Genomic DNA, 21,466 nt, shown 5'->3' with positions numbered 1-21,466 from the left:
TGGCAAACTTGTTAATTTAATCCAAAATTAAGGCTTCAGGAATTTATTTTATCGGGAATTTACTTTTCAGCATCATTGCAAATACAATGCACTAGTTTTGACTTTTTTTGCTAATTTTGCCAAATGATTAAAGTAGCACTAATCGGTTCCGGAAATGTTGCCCAACATTTGATAAAAGCTTTCGCCAAAAGCAAAAAAATCGATGTGACGCAAGTGTTTTCCCGACAAAAAGAAGCCTTGACTTCCCTACTCGATTCGGATAAAATCACAAATAATTTGAACGATTTGGCAGCAGCCGATGTTTACATCATCGCCGTTTCCGATGATGCCATTGCAACCGTGTCTTCGCAATTGCCTTTTGAAAACAGGCTTGTGGTGCATACTTCCGGAAGTGTTCCCCTAGACGCTTTGGACCAAAAGAACCGAAAAGGAAGTTTTTATCCCTTACAAACTTTTTCTAAAAAGGCCGAAGTCGATTTTAGCCAAATCCCCATTTTTTTGGAAAGCGAAAATGAAAGCGATTTTAAATTACTGGAAAATCTAGCCGAAAATGTTTCCCAAAAAGTTTACAAAATCAATTCCGAGCAGCGAAAAGCATTGCATGTCTCCGCGGTTTTTGTCAATAATTTCGTGAATCACCTGTACCAGATTGGCAATGAAATTTGCCTTGAAAACAAAGTGCCTTTTGAAGTTTTGAAACCATTAATCCGGGAAACGGCAAACAAGGTGATGACGCTTTCGCCGAAAGAAGCCCAAACAGGTCCTGCAATTCGAAACGACAAGCAAACCATTGCGAGTCATTTGGCTTTTTTATCGGACGAAAATCAAAAAAACATATATAAAACACTAACACAATCCATACAAAACAATGGCAAGAAGTTATAAAGAAATAATGAATGACATCACCACATTTGTCTTTGATGTCGATGGCGTACTGACCGATAGTTCCGTTTTTGTGACCAATGAAGGCGAAATTCTGAGAACGATGAATATTCGTGATGGTTTTGCGATGAAAGCAGCCGTGGAAAGCGGTTACAATGTGTGCATCATTTCAGGAGGCAGCAACGAAGGCGTTCGGGTGCGATTGCGAAATCTGGGCATAACCGACATTCATCTTGGCACACCGGACAAAGTAGAAACCTTTAAAGAATACATTGAACTTTACAATATTGAACCTGGGCAAGTTTTGTACATGGGGGACGACATTCCTGATTATCACGTGATGAAACTCGTGGGATTGCCTACTTGTCCGCAAGATGCAAGCCAAGAAATCAAAGTGATATCCCGTTATATTTCGCATAAAAATGGCGGAAAAGGAGCCGTGCGCGAAGTCATCGAACAAGTAATGAAAGTACAAGGAAAATGGACGATGTATTTTGACGGAAAACTGGATTAATTTTTCAATGTCCAGTAATCCGTTTTTAGTGTTCAGTGAACTTCAGTTCTAAAAACTTTGTCTAATTACTTTCATCTCAATTCTAATTTCTTAATACCTATAAATGACACAAACCGTAATATTTGACATGGATGGCGTAATCGTGGATACGGAACCCGTTCACAGTTATGCTTATTTTCAACATTTCGCCGAATTAAACATTGCTGTTTCCGAGGAAATGTTTACTTCATTCATGGGCAATTCAACCCGAAACACGTTTCAAAAACTGAAAGAAATTTTTCCTATTGACCTTGAAGTCGAGGATTTGATCCAGAGGAAGCGCACAATTTTCAATGATGCTTTTGACAACAAGGAAGATTTGTATCTAATAGAAGGTGTCGAGAAATTAATCCAGGATTTACACCGAAACGGCATGCAATTGATATTGGCTTCCTCGGCGGCAAAAGTGACCATTGAACGCGTATTCAATCGTTTCAATTTGCATCAATATTTTACCCATATTGTCAGTGGAGAGGATTTCCCCAATTCGAAACCTCATCCGGCCATTTTCGAATATGCCGCCAGTTTATCTGTTGCACCAAAAGAAAATTGCATCATCATAGAAGACAGCACCAACGGTGTCAAAGCGGCAAAAGCTGCCGGTATTTTTTGTGTGGGATACAACAGCAAAAATTCAAAACTACAAGATTTGTCTTTGGCAGACCTAGTGGTAAATCATTTTGACGAGTTGAATTTTGAATTAATCTCAGGGTATTAATTTCAAATTAGGGAAAAATTAACATTTTTGAATACTTGAATTTGTAATTTTGAAAAAATCTAAATCCTAAACCATGAATAAAATAATTTTTGTATTTGCAATGATGATTGCAAATTTCGCCATTGAAGCCCAAGTAAAGACGCCACAGGCAAGTCCTAAATCCACAACAACCCAGGTTGTTGGTTTGACCAATGTGGAAATCGTTTATTCAAGACCAAGTGCAAAAGGGAGAGATGTATTCAACAATCTGGTTCCTTTTGGAAAATTATGGAGAACTGGAGCCAACGAGAACACCACAATCACGTTTAGTGACGATGTCGTTATAGACGGAAAAACATTGCCTAAAGGAAAATATGCTTTGTACACAACTCCAAGAGCCGACAATTGGGAAATAGTTTTCTATTCGGACACCAATAATTGGGGAAATCCTGAAACTTGGGACGAAACAAAAGTAGCCTTGAGAACCAATGCCAAACCTGAAATGTTGGGCAGAAATGTAGAAAGTCTTACCATTGGCATCAACAATCTGGACCATAATTATGCCCATTTAGAAATATCTTGGGAAAAAACATTGGTGGCCATCAAGTTTGAAGTTCCAACACAAAAAACAGCAATGGCGAGCATAGACAAAGCTTTGGCTGGACCCACTGCCGGCGATTATTATGCATCGGCACAATATTTATTCCAGTCCAATGGAGACATCTCAAAAGCCTTGATTTACAGCAACAAAGCTTTAGAAATGAGCAAAGACAAACCTTTTTATTATTATCGTTTAAAGTCATTGATCCAAGCCAAAAATGGCGACAAAAAAGGAGCCATAGAAACTGCAAAAATATCCCTTGCCGGTGCTGAAGCAGCCAAAAATCAAGACTATGTAAAAATGAACAAAGACAGTATTGCCGAGTGGAGTAAATAAGAACTCCAAAATTATAAAATGAATCCTGTTGGTCAAGGCTAACAGGATTTTTTTTATTCTGATTTTTGGGCGGATATATTTAATCAATTATAATTTATCATATAGAACATCTCGACTGCGCTCGATTTGACAAAATAATTTAGGACTGAACCTTACTACTCAACCCGGTATTTTGACACGAAGAAATCGGGAAACAAAATTGCCTCTTGAAGTTTATCGCCTTCATCAAAGAATAGCATCCTAAAGAATTTTGATTATTCATATCCAGCAATTTCAACTTCAGTGGCAAAGTGTTGTTTTCTAAATTCACACAAAAAAAGGGTTTGATTGCTCAAACCCTTTTTTTATCATAAATTTAAAAAATATTTTTACATCGTTCTCATGTAGGCCACTAATTGCCAAATTTCTGAATCGCTCAGTTTTTCTTTGTAAGAAGGCATTGGTTTTCTACCAATTTTTGTTTTGTAAAACATATCTCCATCAGAAGATGATTGAAATTCTTTTGAAGAGAAATCACCGCAAGAAATATCAATTTTTTCCGCTTTTGTTCCATCTCCAAGACCTTTCACACCGTGACAAGACTTGCAATTGGTTCCCCAAAGTGATTTTCCTGCACTAATGGCAGAAGCATCACTCAAATTTATGGGACTTTTCTTTTTGGCGTCAGCCGCAGGAGTTTTCCATTCTTTTCCTTTTGGTTTTGCTTGTGCATTAGTAGTTTGAGTGAATGTAAAGGCAGCCAAAACAGCTAGCCCAAAAAGGATTTTTTTCATGTTTTTCATAGTTTTAATTTTAATTGTTGTTTTTAAATTGTTATTCGATGTTTGCTTTGCCTAATCGTTTTATCTTAAATACTTGCAATACTGCATAAAATAAAGTTCCCCATATCAAGAAAATAATCAAAAGAGATGCCGTTATAAAATAAATGGGAGCTTTATCTCTTCCTGCGGAAATGGAACGGTCTTCTATATTTGAGTTATCACTAACAACAACCATACCCCAATTGACTGTTCCGCTAGTTTCAGTGTTCATATAGTTCTCATCATCAACTATATTAGCAAATATAATTAATTTTCCATTACGTGAAGGAATATCTTGTGGCACTTCAAAAGTGGCCACGCCAATGGAATCTGTTGCCACAGGATCACCTATTGGGAGGTTACTAAACAAGCGTTTCACTGATAAATTTACGGGTACTTCGCTTACCGGAATTCCATCAGAAGTTACCAAAGCTTTACACACATAGAGTGAATCCGCTTTTTCAAAAGTCAAGGTGATTTTGGCTTCTTTATCTTGGGCATTAGAAGTTGTCAAGGAGAACAAAATCATCATGCAGGTGGCTATAAAATAGTTGTACTTTTCCATCTGGGAATTATTTATAGTTAATTATTTCTTCTTTTCCTTCCAATTGGCCTTCGGCTACTTCCCAAACAGAAACGATTGGGAAAAACCTCGAGAACAAGGTCACTATCAATAATACACCGGCAAAAGTTGCTGCCACGATAGTCATTTCGACCAAACTTGGGAAGTAATGTGTCCACGATTCAGGAACATCCTGTATAGGAAGATAAGGTTGCAATAATCCTGGAATAACCACTAAATAAAGTCTAAACCAACCCGCTATCAATACGATAACCGAAATTATGGTCAGAGGAATTGGTTTTCGCAATTTGGGAAACAATGGCAACAAAAAAGGAACTATAATTCCAAAAATCACCACAGACCAATAAAACAAAGCATCTTTGCCCACGAATAAGTTCAAGAGATGATTTTGATGCAAGCCGGACATTTTATAAGCTGGAATCAAGTATTCGTTTATGTTGAAATAACCGTGAATTAAAGCCATTAATACCATTGCTTTGCCCAATTTATCAAAATGCAGTTCGGTCAAGTATTTTTCCAAGTTGTATGCATTTCTAAAAATAAAAGTGGATAAAGTCATTACGGCCACACTCAACAAAAAGGCATTTGAAACAAAATAGGCACCAAAATTAGTACTGTCCCATTCCGGTCTGAGGGTCGTGGCAAATAACCATGCCGTAATGGTACAAATTAAAATACCCAGAGGAATTAGCAAGATGGTCAAAATCCTCATTGTTTTTTTCAATATTTTCCATTGTTCCGGCGTTCCTTGCCATCCAAAGGAAAGAAAATTGTACATTTTCAATTGCCATTTTGGCAAGTTTTTCAAATTGTTCCTACACGTTATCAATGAAGGAATTAGCGGAATAAAAAGTAAAATAAGACTGGCTGCCAAATCAGTCGAAATTCCGATAACATCCCATACAATCGGGGATTGAATACGTCCGTGCAAAAGCAAATTATACAGCCTGTCAGGTCGCCCCATAGCTACAACGATGCTTATTCCGGCAAACATTATGGCGCCAATGGCGATAACTTCTGCTATTCTGGAAAGAGGCCGGTACCATTCAAAATGGGTGAGTTTCAGTATGGCCGACATCAACACACCCACTAAACCTATGGCAACCATAAACAAAAAGTTGGAAATGTAAATTCCCCACATTGTATAATCTCTTAGGCTAATAGTTGTATATTTTCCTCTTGTTTCTTGTATGTAATAAGCAAAAATTCCGGCCAAGAAAACGGTTATGAGGAATGCAATCCATATTTTACCGGCTTTTCCAATTTTTTCGATGGGACGGAGCAGGTCATTTTTCATGACCATATACTCTTCTTGGGTAAAGGTCTCGTGTTTATTGGTAGATTCCGTGATATTTATATCTTCAGACATAATTTTACTGTTTTAAAGATTATTCTTTTGTGTTTTGTGCTTCGGCTGCATCTTCAAACGGGAAATCACGTTCTACAGGCGGCAAATAATAGACGCGGGGTTTAGTTCCCAATTCTTCAAATTGACGATATCCAGCCCTGTCTTGCAATAGTTTTTTCAATCTAAGGGTTTCTTCACCATTACTAACCACGTCTTCAAGTTCGTCACCGTGATATATGGCGCCATTTGGACATTCGACAACACATGCAGGCAATAATCCTTTTGCAGAACGATCCGTACAGAAATCACATTTTGCAACAGTTCCTTCTTGTGCATAAGGAGTTGTACAGTGGTTTGGATCTGAAGTATCGTTTTTATGCTCTTCGGTAAATTTTAATTGTTCGGGTCTTCCAAAGTTGAACGTACGGGCAGAATATGGACAAGCTGCCATACAGAATTTGCAACCAATGCATCGATCGTAATCCATGGCAACTATTCCGTCAGAACGTTTAAAGGTGGCGTCAACCGGACATACTTTTACGCATGGAGGATTGTCGCAATGGTAGCACATTGTAGGAAACCAATAAGGAGCCGCAAGCTCTGAATCCTGCATTTTCTTTACCTTGATATACTCGATGGGAGCCAAAATATTATGTGCTTTTTGACATCCTGTTATGCATTTTCTTTCGTTGGCACATTTGGCCAAATCAATAACCCTTATAAATTTCTTACCTTCAACACCTTGTCGCACTTCTTCACTGGAGAAGCCGTCATTTGAGGCATGGTGATCAACGTGAGAACTGTCTATTTCTATTAATTTTCCATCAGCAGTAAGAACTTTGACTTTTTTGCCAGTAGTTTTTGGACTTTCATCAGTAACTGCTTTAGCAATTGCAGTTCCTGCCAAGGCTATCCCTCCCAAAGCACCTAGCCTTAGGAAATTACGGCGGCTTGAATTGTTATTTTCTTTTTCCATATTGTTATATTGCTTTTAGAAATTAATCACAAAATGCATTACACTTATTTAAAATAAGTTGGCTTAATTGCCTTGTAAATTTCAGAATTTTGTGGCTAAATTTCAATGATATTTATCATACTTAAAAATTATTTTAACCCTAATTTTTCTATTTTCACACAGTTCAATCCCAATTAAATCAAGGCTTTACGACCAATGATTTCAAAAAGACTTCTTTGTTTTCCCTATCCAAAAAAAAGAGGATAAACTCATACTAATTGGAACGAGAATCCTCTTCTTCTAATTTAAATTTATTGGAAAAACATTTGTAGTTTTTTACACAAATGGCTTTTTAAAATATTACCAGGTTCTGGAAATGTTAAATCCAATGGCAAAATCGCCTTCGAAAAAATCATTTTGATTGAACATGTTGTTTTGTTGATTTATGATTCCTCGATAATTACTCACAAAAATCTGGAAGGAATGCCCAACAGTTGAAAACTCGGTTCCAATGGAAATACCAGATTTAGGAGCAATTTCTTGTGAAGTAAAAGGCTGATTCACATCAAAAAGGATGGAAATATCTGAAGCCACTTTTAGACGACCGCCTAATTCAACGGCAAACAAATCATTACTCATTGGAGCGTCAACAACGTTGTAATGAGAATAACTTGGTGCTAGTTGTAATGAAAATGCTTTGCAGAATCGTTTTGCAATAATGATTTGGTTAAAAAAAGAATGACGGTCAGAGGTGTGATAGAAATTCTCTTTGGGCATTGCATTGATGCTGGCATTTCCATAATAAGTGACACTCACAGGCATTTTTCCATTAACCGTTTGCCTCAATAAAGCAACTTTAAGACTAAAATCCTGCAATCTATTGTCCTTTGTAGTTCCAAAACCAACAGTAATACGATCCGTGATGGAGTAATTTACCGCTATACGAATATTGGACGGTGCCCAAATCCCAATCAAGTCATTGGTTCCGCTGACAACGCCAAAACGGTGATTCATGATCATTTCTATGGTTCCTTTGGAGTAAACCCTATTCGTTTGATTTTCTATTAATGAAGTGCTTTCAAAAGCGGCACGCTCCAATTCTACTTCTACCACTGGTGCAATACTGTCTTCCTCAACGGCAGCAATAGTATCTTTTTGTTCCTGTGCCAATAACACCATTGGAAAAGCAAACACGGCTATAAATATTTTTTTATATAATTTCATGACTTTCTATTTATAGTTAGTTATTAAGGGCACCATCAGTAATCCATTTGTCTACCAAAGCAATTTTTGAATCACTCCATTTTTCGGTGGTTGGCATTAGAGATACGCCATCGGCAACAAGAGATTTGTGTAGTTTACTACCAACAGCATTTCCCGGAATAACATATTTATTGTTTGTCACTAATGCACTGTAAGAATTTGCCGTAGTCAAATCAGGTGCCGTTGCGCCTGGCTTATGACAACTGATACAATCTTGATTCCACAAAGGCTGGACATCTTTTGAGTAAGAAACCGTTTCTGGAATCGGGATGACGGCTTCTGGCGGCATTTCGTCATAGTAACAAGATGTTGCCATCAAACTCACCATTAGCATCATTAAATATTGAATTATTTTTTTCATCTTTTTATTTTTAAATTGAATAATTGCCGTAAATAGTCATTCAACAATTTTCATTGTCAAAAGATTTAAAATTCCGTAAGCAATCGCTGAATTACTAAAGAATACCGCACCAAATTAAAGTGTTCAGGATAATTAGTTTTTCAAATCAACAACCCCTGGACAAAGTTCCAGAGGTGTTGATTTTATAATTTTATTGTAAAGCTTCGATTGAGTTTTTCAACAAGGCTTTTGCATAAGTTGGATTATGAACTCCATTACTTCTATCTTCCAGCAACATGGCATAATTCCAAGCAGCTTGGGCAACTTTAATAGGAACAGTATTTGTAGTGAAAGCTTTTGTGGTAGCATTGTAAGCTCCTTTTGCTACCAATAAACCTTGTAATGTTGCCATGTCAGCTGCAAAACCAGCAACAGCAGCTGGCGCACCTCCTGTATGACAAGTAGTACAAGCATTTGGAGTTGGATGCCAAGTGTGCGCACCGTTTTTACCGTCAGAAGTTTTACCCATGTGACAAGTCACACAAGAAGCACCTGATCTATGTTTAGCAGATTTTGGAGCTGGATAAGGAGTAGTTCCAACAATTAAAGCTCCTTGAATACCTTCTAATAATGAAGATTGTGGACCATGGTGAGGACCAAAACGACTACTTAATTTTACGTCTCCTGATGTTGGAGGCAAACTTCTTGATTGGTGACAGTTAACACAGGTATTACTTGTACCCATATCCATTTTGTAGGTTGGGTCTGTATCTAAAGCAACTGGTGTAAAACCTTGTCTAAGGGCATAATCATTACCATCATTTTTAAAATCAAAACTAGAATGTTTATTGTGGCAAGTTGTACAAGAGATTGCTTGTTTGCCTCCAGGATAAGCAGGAAAACCTAACGCAGTTCCTGTTCCCGTTTTTTGAACATCACCATTCAATTTGTCAATATAACCTTGACTGGTATGACACTGGGTACAACCAGTTCTGTTAGTGTATTCTGAAGTCTTTAGAGTAATTGTGGCGCCACTTGCATTTGTAGTTTCATGTAACGTTTCAATAGCATGAACAGACAAAGCATAAGAAATATTAACTGGGTCTGTATGTGCTTTAGAGTGACAAGTAGCACATTCTGTAGTTCCGTTAATACCATTTGTGCCATTTGTGCCATCAGCACCAGCTGGACCTGGAACAGGAATATAGTCGTCGTGAGAACATCCCTGCAAGGCGAAAAAAAGAAGTCCTAAAACAACTAACATAATTTGTTTGACTGTTTTCATAATTTTTTTGTTTAATTTATTTGATTTGTATTTGGTTTTTTTTAACTATATTTTAACTTATTCTTATGATGTTAAATTTATAAAATGAACTAAAAAATTTAACTGACAATTATCATATTTTTAAAAATTAGCGATAAATCTAAGAATTCATTAAAATTCAACTAAAAAACATATAAAATCTAGTTTTATTTGTAAAAACCTTTTTAAAATCTATTTTTTTAACAAAAATCAGTGTAAAAAAGATGTTTTTATCCTATTTTATACTCACGAAAAAAGAACAAAAAATTAAGTTTGAAAGAATAATTATATAAAAAAACTAACTATTTTTTAATCGTGTTGTTTCCCCTCAACAACCCTAAAAATGTGTAAAAGAGAAGGAAATAATGCGTCCATGGATTCCTGTGCTCCTTTGGTAGAACCCGGTAATGTCATGATAAGTGTTTTGCCTTTCATTCCGGCGATTCCGCGTGATAACATTGAGAACGGTGTGCGATCTTGGCCATAATGGCGTGCCGCTTCCATAATTCCAGGTATTTCCCTGTCCAAAAGAGGTTTTATCGCTTCGGGTGAGTTGTCCCTTGGCGAAAGCCCTGTGCCTCCGGTCAGTATAACAAGGTCTATGTTTTGTGCATGCAAGTCCAAAACTTTTTCTTGAATTCCTACAATATCGTCAGGAATGATGGAATAATCGGTGATGCCCACTTTGCAAAATTCTAATTTTTGGATTATGGCCTTTCCAGCTCTGTCGAATTTCTTTCCAGCCGAAATACTGTCCGAACAAACAATTACGGCAGCTTTTAAATCCGTGCGAAATTTATCCGTAAAATCAGATTTGCCCCCTTTTTTTTCCAACAATTTGATGGAATGAATTTCGATTTCTTTGTCGATAGGCTTCAACATGTCATACATGGTAAGCGCAACCACTGATGCGCCGTGCATCGCCTCCACTTCCACTCCTGTTTTATAAATGGTATGCACTTCCACTCCTATGGTAATTTCCAACTCCTTTATATCATAACTCACGGCCGTAAATTCAACTGGAATTGGATGACAATCCGGAATCATGTCACTGGTGCGTTTTACGGCAAAGAGTCCTGCAGTTTTGGCCATTTCGAAAACATCTCCTTTGGGAACCGTTTTGTTTACAATGGCATCGATTGTCTCTTTTTTACTGACTTTTACTATGGCTTGCGCATTTGCGACGCGAAGGGTATTCGATTTGAATGTTATATCGACCATTATTTTGTAATTTAAATATTAATTATTTTATAGCCAACGGTTTTAAACGTTGGGGTTTCAAGATTGATTCTCCTTCCAGACATACGAATCATCTTCAAAAATTTCTTTGCCCCAAACTGGTGTCATCGCTTTTATTTGTTCCACAATGTCTTTACAGGCATCAAAAGCTTCTTTGCGGTGTTTGGATGACACAAATACAAAGAGGCAAATTTCACCCGTTTTTACCACTCCAAGGCTGTGATAAATGTGCATGCACACTAAATTGTATTTTGAAAACGCGGCTTCGCGTATCTCGTAAAAAAGATCATCCGCCATTTCTTGATAGGCTTCATAGTTGATGGCCACCACTGTTTTTTTATCAATTATGTCGCTTCGGACTTGTCCCAAAAAGATGTCGTGTGCTCCAATGTCTGTTTTTGAGCTGTGTTTGGCAATGCTGTTGGCAATAAAATCAGGCGTTATAGGCCCATTGACAAACACATTGTGCTTTTTTTTCTCCTTCATGAGTAGTTATATTTTATACTTGTTATTTTTCCAATATTCGATGCCTCCAGTTAAACTGTAAGCTTGACAATCAGGGAATTTTTCTTTGAATAATTTTAAGGCTTTTAGGCTGCGTTGACCCGATTTGCAAAAAAATATTATTTTGTACTCCTGGGAAATGGTCGAAACCAAATTTTCAAATTCACTCAATGGAATCAATACAACGGGAAATTCCTCCACTAAGGGAAGTTCCCCTTTTTCACGCACATCAACAATGGTGATTTTTTCGTTTATTCTGAGAATATCAAATTCTTCGACAGAAAGCATGTCAAAATTCACATTTGGGGTGCACATCCAATCGTAATTGAAGTCTAAAAAAGCCATTTTGCTTTTCGGAAAATCGAAGGATTGATTAGTGCTTGGAACAATTTCAAAATTATGAAAGGTGTTTTCCAGGGCGTTGCATGAAATTATTTTATTTGTCAATGGTTTGCCAACACCAGTAATGATTTTGAGTGCTTCCGTGGCTTGCATCGTTCCAATAATTCCTGGAATTACTCCCAAAACACCCACGTCATTACAGGAAATTGCGGATGTCGAATCGGGTGGTTTTGGAAATAAATCCCGATAATTGGTTTTAACACGAGTTTCTGTGTCTTCTAAATTGAAAACGCCAATTTGTCCTTCAAAACGCAAAACAGCGCCATAAATTAATGGTTTATCAAGCAACATGCACGCGTCATTAATGAGGTATCGCGTGGCAAAATTATCGGAACCATCGATAACAATATCGTAATTTTCCAGAATCTCGAGCGCATTCTTATTGGTCAATTGAAAATTATGGGATTGGATTGTAATTTCCGGGTTTAGCGCTTCCATCCTTTTGGCAGCCGTGATTGCTTTTGATTGACCTAAATCATCCACGGTATACAGTATTTGACGTTGCAGATTTGAAATTTCAACCACATCAAAATCGACAATGCCAATCGTCCCCACTCCTGCAGCAGCAAGGTATTGCAAGGCAGGACAACCTAAACCGCCTGCGCCAATAACCAACACTTTTGCTTTTCGAATTTTGTCCTGGCCAACTGCCCCAATTTCCTTGAGTTGCACTTGTCTTTGGTACCTGTATCTATTTGAATCCATATTATATTATTTTATCCGCCAGAAAATGGTGGAAGTAAAGCTATTGTGTCATTCTCGGTAAATACCTTGTTTTCTTGTACCAATTTTTTGTTTACGGCAATAGAATAGCGAGTTCTGGACAATGCGGGAAATTGTTCGTGCAAGTTTTTCACCAACTCGTCCGTGTCTTTTATTCCAGTCATTTTCCATGCTGATTTACCCGTTATATCGGTAATTTGTCCAAAGGCAAGTATGTTTATTTCCATTTTAAATTTGTTTGAAGCGTTGTCAAAGTCCTCTTTTGTATTGATGTTTTTGAAAAAAGACGCGTTAAAAATTTCATTGTTTTCAACAGGAATGATTTTTAACTCGAAGCACGCAACCATTTTCTGTAATTTAACGGTATTTTGATGAATGAGTTCCAACCAAACGGCTTCGCAATCTTTAGAATATATTCCAAACAAGGGTTCTAATTTTCCTTGATTTTCCAATAAAACGATTTGGTTTTTATCAACATTTTTTACAGTAAATTCAATTGCTTCTTTGGTAATAAAAGGCATGTCACAACTCACCATAAAATTCAATTTGGATTTCGAATGCTTCAAAGCGGTGTAAATTCCACCAGCGGGACCAATATCTTTTATCAAATCAGGAATCACTTCCAATCCAAATTTTTCATATTCGGGATTATTGGAAACAATAACCAATTTATTGAAAACAGCTTGCAATTGTTCGATGACATGCAGGATCATGGCTTTTCCTTCAAAGAGAGTCAAGCCTTTATCAGTGCCCATTCTGGAGCTTTTTCCACCTGCAAGAATATAGGCGTTCATAGGTTTCGTTTGAGTATCCATCGTCAGGCAACAATTAGTTTTATGGATGCAATAATCAAGACTAGAGCCAATATTTTATTCAAAAAATCATTTTTAAATTTATTGGCACCATAATAAGAACCTGCAATTCCACCCATTAAAGCAAGGACTATCATTACTCCCATTTCAGTTTTAAATTCGAAACCTTTGGCAAAAAGACCGGCAAAACCGGCAATTGAATTAACAAAAATGAACAAGGCCGAAACTGCGGCTGTTTTTTTCATGTCTGCCCAATGCATGAGTAAAATTATGGGACTCAAAATAATGCCGCCACCTATTCCCATCATTCCTGAAAACAATCCGATGATGGCTCCAATCAAAAGTGCGAGGTAGAGGTTTTGCTTTACATCGAATGTTGCCCTTTTGAATTTGATCCCCAATAATCTTGCCACTGAAAACAGCAAAAGTACCGCCAGTATTTTTTTATACAAACCAACATCAACACTTATCATTCCCCCGACAAATGCCGCCGGAAAAGAAGCTAGCGCAAAGGGCCAAAACAAATTCCATTTAAAAAAACCACCACGATAATATTGAACAAAAGCGATTAAAGAAACAAAAATATTGATCAACAAAGCCGTAGGACGCATTGTTTCCGGCGCAAATGAAAAGAAGGCCATCAAGGCCAAATATCCGCTTGCTCCGCCATGTCCCACGGAAGAATAGAGAAAAGCGACCAATGCCAACAACACGTAAAACAAAATCTCTTGGTACATATATCAAATTGTTTTACAGATTTGTTCTTTAAATTCCTCAAAAGCAGCATTCAATTTGATGTAGCAGGCAATCAACTCCTCCCCTTCTTTTGTAACGATGGAGCCACCACCACTGGAACCTCCCGTGTTTTTTATGACAATGGGTTTGTCTGAAATGGAATTGATTTTTTTTATCATCTCCCAAGCGTGTCGGTAGGAAATTTGCATTTCTTTGGCAGCAGCACTGATAGAACCTGTTTCCCTGATTCTTTCGAGCAATTCTTTTTTGCCCATTCCCATCAAATGTCCCTTGCTGTTTTCTATCGAAAGATGTCCTTTGATTATTAAATTTTTCATCGTTTTTTAGTTTAAAAAAGCTTTATAAAATCATTCTAACATTGACCAAATCTCCTTTTTTGAAATTCTCGCCCTCTTCATCAAATTCAACCAAACAATCTGCCACGGCAAAAGAATTCAGCTTGTAACTCTCTTGATTGTTCAAAACCGTCACGGCTTTCTCACCCATTTTTCCTTTTAGAAAATAAGTAAGTCCCGCTTTTTTATTAAAATCTTCGGCCAATGGAAACGCTCTTTTTTTAAAATACTCTTTCTTAGTAAAATGACCGATGGCCTGGGCCACATATTCATAAAAACAACTCATGACCGCCGCAGGATTTCCGGGTAAAGCAAATACCAAGGTTTGGTTGAAACGCCCAAAATAAAAGGGCTTTCCTGGTTTTTGTTTGATTTTATGGAATATTTTTTGAACCCCACATTGCTCCAAAGAAGCGGGAACCAAATCATAATCGCCCACCGAAACACCGCCTGTAAGAATGAGAATATCGGAAGTCAATTGATTCGAAATGGCTTTTTCAATTTCTGCTTCGACATCATCAACCACTTCAACCGAAACTGGATTTATATCTAATTGTTGCAATGCCGCAATTAAACCAATGGAGTTGGATTCGAAAATTTTTCCATCGGTAATCGTGTCATCGGATTTAACTAGTTCTTTCCCCGTTACAATAATGCTGACAGTCGGTTTCGAAAAAACTTTCACTTTACTGATGCCTATTCCGGCTAAAAAAGAAATCGCAACCGGTGACAATAATTGTCCTTCTTGCAGCGCTAATTCTCCCTTTTTGGTTTGTGAACCTTGCGGTCGAACATTGGCTCCTTTGATCAAAAAAGTATCTAGAATTTGAATCTCATTTTCGTTCCGACTGATTTTTTCCTGCATCACAACCGTATCAGTTCCGGGCGGAATGGGCGCTCCCGTAAAAATCCTAACCGCTTCATTGGCAAGCACATTTTCAGTAGAATAATTACCCGTTTGTATTTCGCCAATTACCTTTAAATGGCTTTTTTTATCCCAATTTTCATAGGAAAAAGCATAGCCATCCATCGCCGATTGGTCAAAAGGCGGCGTGTCCATGACTGCATGAACAGGTTGTGCCAAAATGCTTCCATTGGCTTCCAGCAAGGTTACCATTTTCACTTTTTGAGAACAGCAATTTTCATCAATTAGCTGTTTTGCGTCTTTTACATTTATCATTTGCATCATTTTTTTCGATATGCCAAAAAAGGAATAACGATGTTCAAAAAAAAGGGTTATCCGCCTATGTTGATCATACTTCTGTTGGTAATTTTGGTGGTATCAATTTTGGTGTAATCGCCTTCAAATTGTCCGCCCAAGGCTTCTGCTTTACTGGCCACACATTGTTTTATTATTGGCACAATATTTTCTGAATTTCGTAATGCAGACAAAATATCGGCTTCGCCTTTAGAAAACAAACAATTTTTCATTTTACCATCGGCGGTGAGTCTCATTCGGTTACAATTCCCGCAAAACGGTGCGCTCATCGTACTGATAACGGCAAAAGTACCTTCGTGGCCAAAGGGTTTGAATTTTTTGGCAGTTTCATTCATACCGTCTTTCATTCGGATAAAACTGTATTTTGTTGCAGCCTTATCCATAATTTCCTGATAACTAAACACTTTCTGTGTGTTCCATTGGTTTTTATCAAAAGGCATAAACTCAATAAATCTCACGTGAACGGGGTGTTTTTTTGTCCATTCGATAAAATCGAGAATTTCAGCATCATTAAAATCACGCATCACGACCGTATTTATTTTTACGTGAAAACCTTCGTCGATAAGTTGCTGGATGTTGTTCCAAACTTTATCAAAAACATTGCGTTTGGTAATGCTGAAAAATTGGTCTTTATCGAGTGTGTCCAAGCTAATATTGATGGATTTTATTCCAGTTTTTTTAAAAACGTCAATAAATTCATTGGTTCGCAAACCGTTTGTGGTTAAAGTGAGTTCTATTGGATATTTCGAAAGTGCCCATAAAATTTGGGCAACATCTTTTCTAACCAAAGGTTCTCCACCGGTCAAACGTATTTTTTGGACTCCCAATTTTACAAATTCTCGGGCGATAGTATCAATTTCATCGACCGTCATCAACCTGGAAGAAGGCATAAAAGAGGTTTTCTCGTCCGGAATGCAATATTGGCACCTGAAATTGCAAACATCGGTAAGCGAAATCCGAAGGTATTCGTGTGTTCTCCCAAAATTATCTTTCAACATAATTATTTTTTTTCTGTTTTCTTGCCTATTTGTGAGGCTTGGCAACATTTGTACGCGAACTATTTCGATTTAAAATTAAGCTATTATATTCAAATTAGTCAATTAGAAGCATAGTATTTCAAGTATTTTCGTTGATTCTTAATCAAATTATTTTAAAAAGATTTTTCTTCAAATTTCAATGGCAAAAAACATTTTTTTTGAAGTCACTGTTTTTGAAAATAACAATCATTTTTTTAAATAAATTGTTAATGAGATAAAATTTACAAAAAAGAGATGATTTTGTCCTGTTTTCTCTTTGCGTGGAAAAATTTTTTTAATCAAATGATTTAAAGAAAGTTAGTTCTAAAACAAAAAAACTGTCTCAAAAAAGACAGTTTAATGATATTCAAATTCCAAAAAAAAATATTTAGGCAATACTCCTTTTTTCATTTCTAAAAATGGCCTGCACAATAATTGACAATACAATGGTCAGCAAAGCCCCGATAAAATTGAGCCATAAATAACCCAGTTTTTCTTCGCCACTTGGATAGATGAAAATGGCAAAATAATAAATGATAAAAATGGTGGCCTGGCTAATGACCGCACTATAAAAAATAGCTTTTGCCTGCACGTATTTTATATAAAAACCTACCAAGAAAATCCCCAAAACCGTTCCGTAGAAAATAGAACCGATGATGTTGACCAATTGAATCAAGTTTTCGAACAATGTTCCGATACTGGCAAAAAGAATGGCGACAATTCCCCAAAATAGCGTGAAAAATTTGGTCACGTTCACATAATGCTTTTCCGATTTTTCTTCCTTTACATTGCGCTTGTAAATATCGATGGCCGTGGTCGATGCCAATGCATTCAATCCCGAAGCCGTGGATGACATCGCAGCCGAAATAATTACCGCAAGCAACAAGCCAATCAAACCCTTGGGCAAATAGTGCAATATGAAGTGAAAAAACACGTAATCCTTGTCATTTGTTTCGCTACGGCTATCGGCTTTCGTAATGATTTCCTTGGCACGATCCCTTAAATCCTTTTCCTTGCTGGACAATCCAACCAATTCTTTTCGAAGAATTGGGTTGTCATAATCTTGGTTGAGCTGGTCAATGTATAACAAATTGATTACTTTCTTGTCTTCGGAAAGGGCTTCCAATTGTTTTTCCAAGGAATGATATTCGTTCTTGAAAGGAGATTTTTCTATTATTGCTTTGTTGTTTGGATTAAAATTCAAAGGAACCGGATTGAATTGGAAGAACACAAAAACCATGACACCGGTAAGCAAAATAAAAAATTGCATCGGTACTTTGAGAATACCGTTCATGATCAATCCCATTTGGCTTTCCCGAACCGACTTCCCCGACAAATAGCGTCCCACCTGCGATTGGTCGGTACCAAAATAAGCCAAGGCCAGAAAAAATCCACCGGTAATTCCGCTCCAAAAAGTATATTTTTCTTCCGGATCAAATGAAAAATCCACGATATCCATTTTGTCATTGGCACCAGCAATATGCAAGGCACTGGTAAAGGTCATGTCGTTAGGCAAATAATACAAAATCAAAAAGAAAGTGATAAACATTCCGGACATAATCACGAACATTTGTTGTTTTTGGGTAACATTGACAGCCTTGGTTCCACCCGAAAATGTATAAATGATTACCAGAACACCAATCACGATGTTCATCACGGTCAAATTCCAACCCAACAATGCCGACAAAATTATCGCTGGCGCATAAATGGTCAAACCTGTTCCCAAACCTCTTTGCACCAAAAACAAAATGGCGGCAAGCGAACGGGTTTTTAAATCAAATCTTTTTTCAAGGTATTCATAAGCCGTAAACACCTTGTATTTGTGGTATAATGGTATAAAAGTCAAGCAAATAACCACCATGGCAATGGGCAGTCCAAAATAGAACTGCAAAAAGCCCATTCCGTCATGATAAGCTTGTCCCGGAGTCGACAGAAAAGTAATCGCACTGGCCTGTGTCGCCATAACCGAAAGCCCCACGGTGTACCAAGGCGTTTCGTTGCTGCCCAAAATGTAATCTTCCACATTTTTGCTTCCCTTGGTTTTCCATACGCCGTAAATTACGATAAACAGCAAGGTCACAACAAGCACAATCCAATCGAATAATTGCATAATTTTAGGAATATAATTTCATTAAAAAATAAAAAATCAAAATATAAACACCATTGGCCACCAGAACCCAGGTGTAACTTTTTTTCCAAGTATCCACTTTTTTATTTTTCATAATTTGATTCTTTTTAAAGTTTGCCTTTTTCAGCGGGAATGGTCACTGTCGATTTCACGGATATCATGTTGGCCAATAATTTATAAGCTCCCGAAATGCCTTCCGGCAATTCCCTAAAAAAACTCAATCCGGTATAAATATAATGCCCTTTTCCGTAGGGAGCAATCAACAATGCGCCATCTTTGGGACTTTCACGTTTGTCATTGGATGACAATATCGGCGTGAATGCTTTGTCAAATGAATTGGGATAATACAAGCCTTGCTCCTGTTTCCAGCCTTGAAAATCTTTGGCAGTAATTTTATTTGGCGAATTTAAAACAGGATGATTCGGTGCCAAAAATCGAACTTCTGCATTTTCGTCCGTAACCCTGTCCTGGGAGAGATTCATGGAAAAAGGCGCAATTTGATATACTAAATCGGGAGTATTGTATTGTACAATCATTGTTTTTCCCGATTTCACGAAATCATAAAGAATATTTAGTTTGTTTGCCAATGCTTCGATTGTGTTAAAAGCCCTAATTCCGGTCATCACAACATCAAAACCCTCCATTTTTTCGGGTGTGATTTCTTCTGGATTGATCAAAGTCACTTTGTATCCCATTTGCATCAAACTATTGGGTACTTCATCGCCGGCTCCCATAATATAGGCAATTTTTTTCTCTTCTGTTTTTAAATCCAGTCGAATAAACTTGGCTTCGGCCGGTTGCAATACTTGTTGTTTGGTGATATGGTCAAAATCGATGATGATTTGCTCCTTGTCGTATCGTTTGCCATCGATAATGGCCACACTTTTGGCCACGGCTTCCTCTTGTGAATTTGGCGGAGTCACTTCAAAATACACTGTTTGTTCCTTTCCTTTTTGATCTAAACTAAAAGGTATCGATTTAGGAACCACAGTCCAATTTTTAGGCAATTCGAGTTGCAAATCGCCTTTCACCGCATCTTTTCCTGCCTTGATTTTTACGGCAATGTATTTCTTTTTGATGTTTGCAAAAAGCGATACTTTATCCAAAATACTGGTGGTTAGGTCGGGAACTATGTCTAAATAATTATAAACTTCCCCTTTTACCTTGTCATTGTGTTTGTAAATTACGGTTCTTTCAAACGGAATTTTGACCCCATTGATTTGCATATTGAAAACCACTTTCACCTCTCGAATGATGTCCGGAATTCCAATGTTTTTCTGGTCGGCAACCGTGTACATTCCTTCTGTTCCTTCTTCTTTCAGCCAAAACGGTTGCGTGTATTCCATCGTTGCAGGGAGTTGCAAATCAAGATTTATGTTTTGCAAAACATTATTATTCAACACTAAATTTTGAACAGTATTTTTAGAATCCGGCAAAGTGGTCAAGCTTGTCAATTGTATGGCGATTGGACTTCTGTTTATCGCTTCGACACTGATCAATAGTTTGTTTGCCGGCGTAATTTCTTGAATGTTGGCACGAGCCTCCAGATACAATCCCGCACAAGACGCAATGACATTTTTTATCTCTTCGGATTTGATGGGTTTCCAATGATTTTCATCCAAAGCTTGCATCATCGAATAGGCTTTTACCAAATCTGGAATACTTGCCGAGGGATTTTTGAAATCAAATTCTGAAGTTATTTTAGAAAGTAATTCTCCAATGGATTTCCCTCCTTTCACGCGATTCCAAGAAGTGTCTATTCCTTCAAAAACATCAACTTTATTTTTTAAAACATCACCGTTTATTTGTTCCAAATATTCGATATCCTCACCCCGACTTCCCGTGCTACCAAAACCTTGCGATTGATGGCAACTGCGGCTCAAGGCCGAGATTTCCTGATTTGATTTCCCTACAGATGGATAATAAACACCCGTTTCGATTGTGACAAAATTAGATTTGTCGGCGGCGGCAAATTTTTCCTTGCTTCCATAAAACCACCACGATGGATTAAAAAACTGGCGTTTGGTTTGCCAAGGTTGTACCAAACCCAATTGCTCTGGAAAAACAGCGGGATTACTGGCTTTTTCAAAACTTTCCACACTCAACATTGCCGATGCCGAATGATGTCCGTGCGTGTTTCCCGACGTTCGATGGTCAAAACGGTTGATGATGACATCGGGTTGAAATTTCCTGATGGTCCAGATGATGTCGGCAAGCACTTTTTCCTTGTTCCAAATTTCCAATGTTTCTTCCGGATTTTTGGAGAAACCAAAATCATTGGCACGCGTAAAAAATTGTTCTCCACCGTCAATTTTTCGGGCTTCCATCAATTCCTGCGTCCTGATAACTCCCAGTAATTCCCGCAATTGTGGTCCAATCAAATTTTGTCCACCATCGCCTCGTGTCAAGGATAAATAGGCCGTTCTTGCATTGGTTTCATTGGAAAAATAAGAAATCAATCGGGTATTTTCATCATCGGGATGAGCTGCCACATAAAGTATGGAACCCAAGAAATTCAATTTCTGGATTTGGTTGTAAATTTCTACGGAGTTTGGTTTTTGGGGTTGTTGTGCCTTTATTATTTGGAAAGAAAGAAGGAATATAACAAGAGATTGAATCAAGACTTTCTGCATTTTTCTGGAATTTAATTGGCAATTAGTCCAAATGTAGT

At 37.5% G+C, this 21,466-nt stretch carries 21 protein-coding genes; 4 read left to right on the top strand and 17 right to left on the bottom strand.

Annotated elements, in window-relative coordinates:
• Window positions 1-123: 123 nt before the first annotated feature.
• From C0430_RS00685 to C0430_RS00670, 4 genes are all read left to right on the top strand, one after another.
• On the top strand, window positions 124-885 hold the full coding sequence (locus tag C0430_RS00685; protein WP_290864368.1) for a Rossmann-like and DUF2520 domain-containing protein: 762 nt from the start codon (window positions 124-126) through the stop codon (window positions 883-885).
• Window positions 869-1,396, top strand: a complete 528-nt coding sequence (locus tag C0430_RS00680) for an HAD family hydrolase (protein ID WP_290864366.1) — start codon at window positions 869-871, stop codon at window positions 1,394-1,396. Before C0430_RS00685 ends, C0430_RS00680 begins: the two co-directional genes overlap by 17 nt.
• A gap of 103 nt (window positions 1,397-1,499) precedes the next feature.
• Window positions 1,500-2,153: an HAD family phosphatase gene (locus C0430_RS00675; protein ID WP_290864364.1), complete on the top strand. Its 654-nt coding sequence runs from the start codon at window positions 1,500-1,502 to the stop codon at window positions 2,151-2,153.
• A 73-nt stretch (window positions 2,154-2,226) separates the two neighbouring features.
• A complete protein-coding gene (locus tag C0430_RS00670; protein ID WP_290864362.1) occupies window positions 2,227-3,069 on the top strand; it encodes a DUF2911 domain-containing protein in 843 nt (280 codons plus the stop codon).
• A gap of 368 nt (window positions 3,070-3,437) precedes the next feature.
• On the opposite strand, the gene C0430_RS00665 is transcribed toward C0430_RS00670, so the two are convergent.
• From C0430_RS00665 to C0430_RS00585, 17 genes are all read right to left on the bottom strand, one after another.
• Entirely contained in the window at window positions 3,438-3,842 is a 405-nt protein-coding gene (locus C0430_RS00665) for a cytochrome c (RefSeq protein ID WP_290864360.1), read from the bottom strand.
• A gap of 40 nt (window positions 3,843-3,882) precedes the next feature.
• On the bottom strand, window positions 3,883-4,434 hold the full coding sequence (locus tag C0430_RS00660) for a hypothetical protein (RefSeq protein ID WP_290864358.1): 552 nt from the start codon (window positions 4,432-4,434) through the stop codon (window positions 3,883-3,885).
• Between the two features lie 7 nt (window positions 4,435-4,441).
• Entirely contained in the window at window positions 4,442-5,821 is a 1,380-nt protein-coding gene (gene nrfD, locus C0430_RS00655; protein ID WP_290864356.1) for an NrfD/PsrC family molybdoenzyme membrane anchor subunit, read from the bottom strand.
• Window positions 5,822-5,840: 19 nt separating this feature from the next.
• On the bottom strand, window positions 5,841-6,776 hold the full coding sequence (locus tag C0430_RS00650) for a 4Fe-4S dicluster domain-containing protein (RefSeq protein WP_290864354.1): 936 nt from the start codon (window positions 6,774-6,776) through the stop codon (window positions 5,841-5,843).
• A 339-nt stretch (window positions 6,777-7,115) separates the two neighbouring features.
• Window positions 7,116-7,979, bottom strand: coding sequence for a DUF5777 family beta-barrel protein (locus tag C0430_RS00645; protein WP_290864352.1), 864 nt, complete (start codon window positions 7,977-7,979; stop codon window positions 7,116-7,118).
• Between the two features lie 16 nt (window positions 7,980-7,995).
• Window positions 7,996-8,379 carry a cytochrome c gene (locus tag C0430_RS00640; protein WP_290864350.1) on the bottom strand — a complete coding sequence of 128 codons (384 nt, stop codon included), beginning with the start codon at window positions 8,377-8,379 and terminating at the stop codon, window positions 7,996-7,998.
• A gap of 190 nt (window positions 8,380-8,569) precedes the next feature.
• Window positions 8,570-9,622 (bottom strand): multiheme c-type cytochrome, encoded by a 1,053-nt coding sequence (locus C0430_RS00635; protein ID WP_290864348.1) that lies wholly within the window; start codon window positions 9,620-9,622, stop codon window positions 8,570-8,572.
• A 348-nt stretch (window positions 9,623-9,970) separates the two neighbouring features.
• On the bottom strand, window positions 9,971-10,882 hold the full coding sequence (gene moaCB / locus C0430_RS00630) for a bifunctional molybdenum cofactor biosynthesis protein MoaC/MoaB (RefSeq protein WP_290864346.1): 912 nt from the start codon (window positions 10,880-10,882) through the stop codon (window positions 9,971-9,973).
• Window positions 10,883-10,939: 57 nt separating this feature from the next.
• The gene (locus tag C0430_RS00625) at window positions 10,940-11,386 is read right to left on the bottom strand and encodes a molybdenum cofactor biosynthesis protein MoaE (RefSeq protein WP_290864344.1); all 447 of its coding nucleotides are present in this window, start codon (window positions 11,384-11,386) and stop codon (window positions 10,940-10,942) included.
• Window positions 11,387-11,392: 6 nt separating this feature from the next.
• Window positions 11,393-12,511 carry a HesA/MoeB/ThiF family protein gene (locus tag C0430_RS00620; protein WP_290864342.1) on the bottom strand — a complete coding sequence of 373 codons (1,119 nt, stop codon included), beginning with the start codon at window positions 12,509-12,511 and terminating at the stop codon, window positions 11,393-11,395.
• A gap of 11 nt (window positions 12,512-12,522) precedes the next feature.
• Window positions 12,523-13,323, bottom strand: coding sequence for an NTP transferase domain-containing protein (locus C0430_RS00615; RefSeq protein ID WP_290864340.1), 801 nt, complete (start codon window positions 13,321-13,323; stop codon window positions 12,523-12,525).
• A gap of 23 nt (window positions 13,324-13,346) precedes the next feature.
• Window positions 13,347-14,078 carry a sulfite exporter TauE/SafE family protein gene (locus tag C0430_RS00610; RefSeq protein ID WP_290864338.1) on the bottom strand — a complete coding sequence of 244 codons (732 nt, stop codon included), beginning with the start codon at window positions 14,076-14,078 and terminating at the stop codon, window positions 13,347-13,349.
• A gap of 3 nt (window positions 14,079-14,081) precedes the next feature.
• Entirely contained in the window at window positions 14,082-14,414 is a 333-nt protein-coding gene (locus tag C0430_RS00605) for a LysR family transcriptional regulator (protein ID WP_290864336.1), read from the bottom strand.
• A gap of 22 nt (window positions 14,415-14,436) precedes the next feature.
• Window positions 14,437-15,612: a molybdopterin molybdotransferase MoeA gene (locus C0430_RS00600; RefSeq protein ID WP_290864334.1), complete on the bottom strand. Its 1,176-nt coding sequence runs from the start codon at window positions 15,610-15,612 to the stop codon at window positions 14,437-14,439.
• 56 nt (window positions 15,613-15,668) lie between these two features.
• Entirely contained in the window at window positions 15,669-16,649 is a 981-nt protein-coding gene (moaA, locus tag C0430_RS00595) for a GTP 3',8-cyclase MoaA (protein ID WP_290864332.1), read from the bottom strand.
• 406 nt (window positions 16,650-17,055) lie between these two features.
• On the bottom strand, window positions 17,056-18,777 hold the full coding sequence (locus C0430_RS00590) for a sodium:solute symporter (RefSeq protein ID WP_290864313.1): 1,722 nt from the start codon (window positions 18,775-18,777) through the stop codon (window positions 17,056-17,058).
• A 125-nt stretch (window positions 18,778-18,902) separates the two neighbouring features.
• A complete protein-coding gene (locus C0430_RS00585) occupies window positions 18,903-21,428 on the bottom strand; it encodes a PIG-L family deacetylase (RefSeq protein ID WP_290864311.1) in 2,526 nt (841 codons plus the stop codon).
• Window positions 21,429-21,466: the final 38 nt, after the last annotated feature.

The sequence above is a fragment of the Flavobacterium sp. genome, assembly GCF_013823965.1.
In the GTDB taxonomy this organism is placed as follows: domain Bacteria; phylum Bacteroidota; class Bacteroidia; order Flavobacteriales; family Flavobacteriaceae; genus Flavobacterium.
This window is presented reverse-complemented; position numbering and strand designations above follow the sequence as displayed.

What these genes read in the sequence shown, in the direction of transcription:
- C0430_RS00685 (WP_290864368.1), top strand. Translation starts at nt 124, where the DNA reads ATGATTAAAGTAGCACTAATCGGTTCCGGAAATGTTGCCCAACATTTG.
- C0430_RS00680 (WP_290864366.1), top strand. Translation starts at nt 869, where the DNA reads ATGGCAAGAAGTTATAAAGAAATAATGAATGACATCACCACATTTGTC.
- C0430_RS00675 (WP_290864364.1), top strand. Translation starts at nt 1,500, where the DNA reads ATGACACAAACCGTAATATTTGACATGGATGGCGTAATCGTGGATACG.
- C0430_RS00670 (WP_290864362.1), top strand. Translation starts at nt 2,227, where the DNA reads ATGAATAAAATAATTTTTGTATTTGCAATGATGATTGCAAATTTCGCC.
- C0430_RS00665 (WP_290864360.1), bottom strand. Translation starts at nt 3,842, where the DNA reads ATGAAAAAAATCCTTTTTGGGCTAGCTGTTTTGGCTGCCTTTACATTC.
- C0430_RS00660 (WP_290864358.1), bottom strand. Translation starts at nt 4,434, where the DNA reads ATGGAAAAGTACAACTATTTTATAGCCACCTGCATGATGATTTTGTTC.
- nrfD (WP_290864356.1), bottom strand. Translation starts at nt 5,821, where the DNA reads ATGTCTGAAGATATAAATATCACGGAATCTACCAATAAACACGAGACC.
- C0430_RS00650 (WP_290864354.1), bottom strand. Translation starts at nt 6,776, where the DNA reads ATGGAAAAAGAAAATAACAATTCAAGCCGCCGTAATTTCCTAAGGCTA.
- C0430_RS00645 (WP_290864352.1), bottom strand. Translation starts at nt 7,979, where the DNA reads ATGAAATTATATAAAAAAATATTTATAGCCGTGTTTGCTTTTCCAATG.
- C0430_RS00640 (WP_290864350.1), bottom strand. Translation starts at nt 8,379, where the DNA reads ATGAAAAAAATAATTCAATATTTAATGATGCTAATGGTGAGTTTGATG.
- C0430_RS00635 (WP_290864348.1), bottom strand. Translation starts at nt 9,622, where the DNA reads ATGTTAGTTGTTTTAGGACTTCTTTTTTTCGCCTTGCAGGGATGTTCT.
- moaCB (WP_290864346.1), bottom strand. Translation starts at nt 10,882, where the DNA reads ATGGTCGATATAACATTCAAATCGAATACCCTTCGCGTCGCAAATGCG.
- C0430_RS00625 (WP_290864344.1), bottom strand. Translation starts at nt 11,386, where the DNA reads ATGAAGGAGAAAAAAAAGCACAATGTGTTTGTCAATGGGCCTATAACG.
- C0430_RS00620 (WP_290864342.1), bottom strand. Translation starts at nt 12,511, where the DNA reads ATGGATTCAAATAGATACAGGTACCAAAGACAAGTGCAACTCAAGGAA.
- C0430_RS00615 (WP_290864340.1), bottom strand. Translation starts at nt 13,323, where the DNA reads ATGAACGCCTATATTCTTGCAGGTGGAAAAAGCTCCAGAATGGGCACT.
- C0430_RS00610 (WP_290864338.1), bottom strand. Translation starts at nt 14,078, where the DNA reads ATGTACCAAGAGATTTTGTTTTACGTGTTGTTGGCATTGGTCGCTTTT.
- C0430_RS00605 (WP_290864336.1), bottom strand. Translation starts at nt 14,414, where the DNA reads ATGAAAAATTTAATAATCAAAGGACATCTTTCGATAGAAAACAGCAAG.
- C0430_RS00600 (WP_290864334.1), bottom strand. Translation starts at nt 15,612, where the DNA reads ATGATAAATGTAAAAGACGCAAAACAGCTAATTGATGAAAATTGCTGT.
- moaA (WP_290864332.1), bottom strand. Translation starts at nt 16,649, where the DNA reads ATGTTGAAAGATAATTTTGGGAGAACACACGAATACCTTCGGATTTCG.
- C0430_RS00590 (WP_290864313.1), bottom strand. Translation starts at nt 18,777, where the DNA reads ATGCAATTATTCGATTGGATTGTGCTTGTTGTGACCTTGCTGTTTATC.
- C0430_RS00585 (WP_290864311.1), bottom strand. Translation starts at nt 21,428, where the DNA reads ATGCAGAAAGTCTTGATTCAATCTCTTGTTATATTCCTTCTTTCTTTC.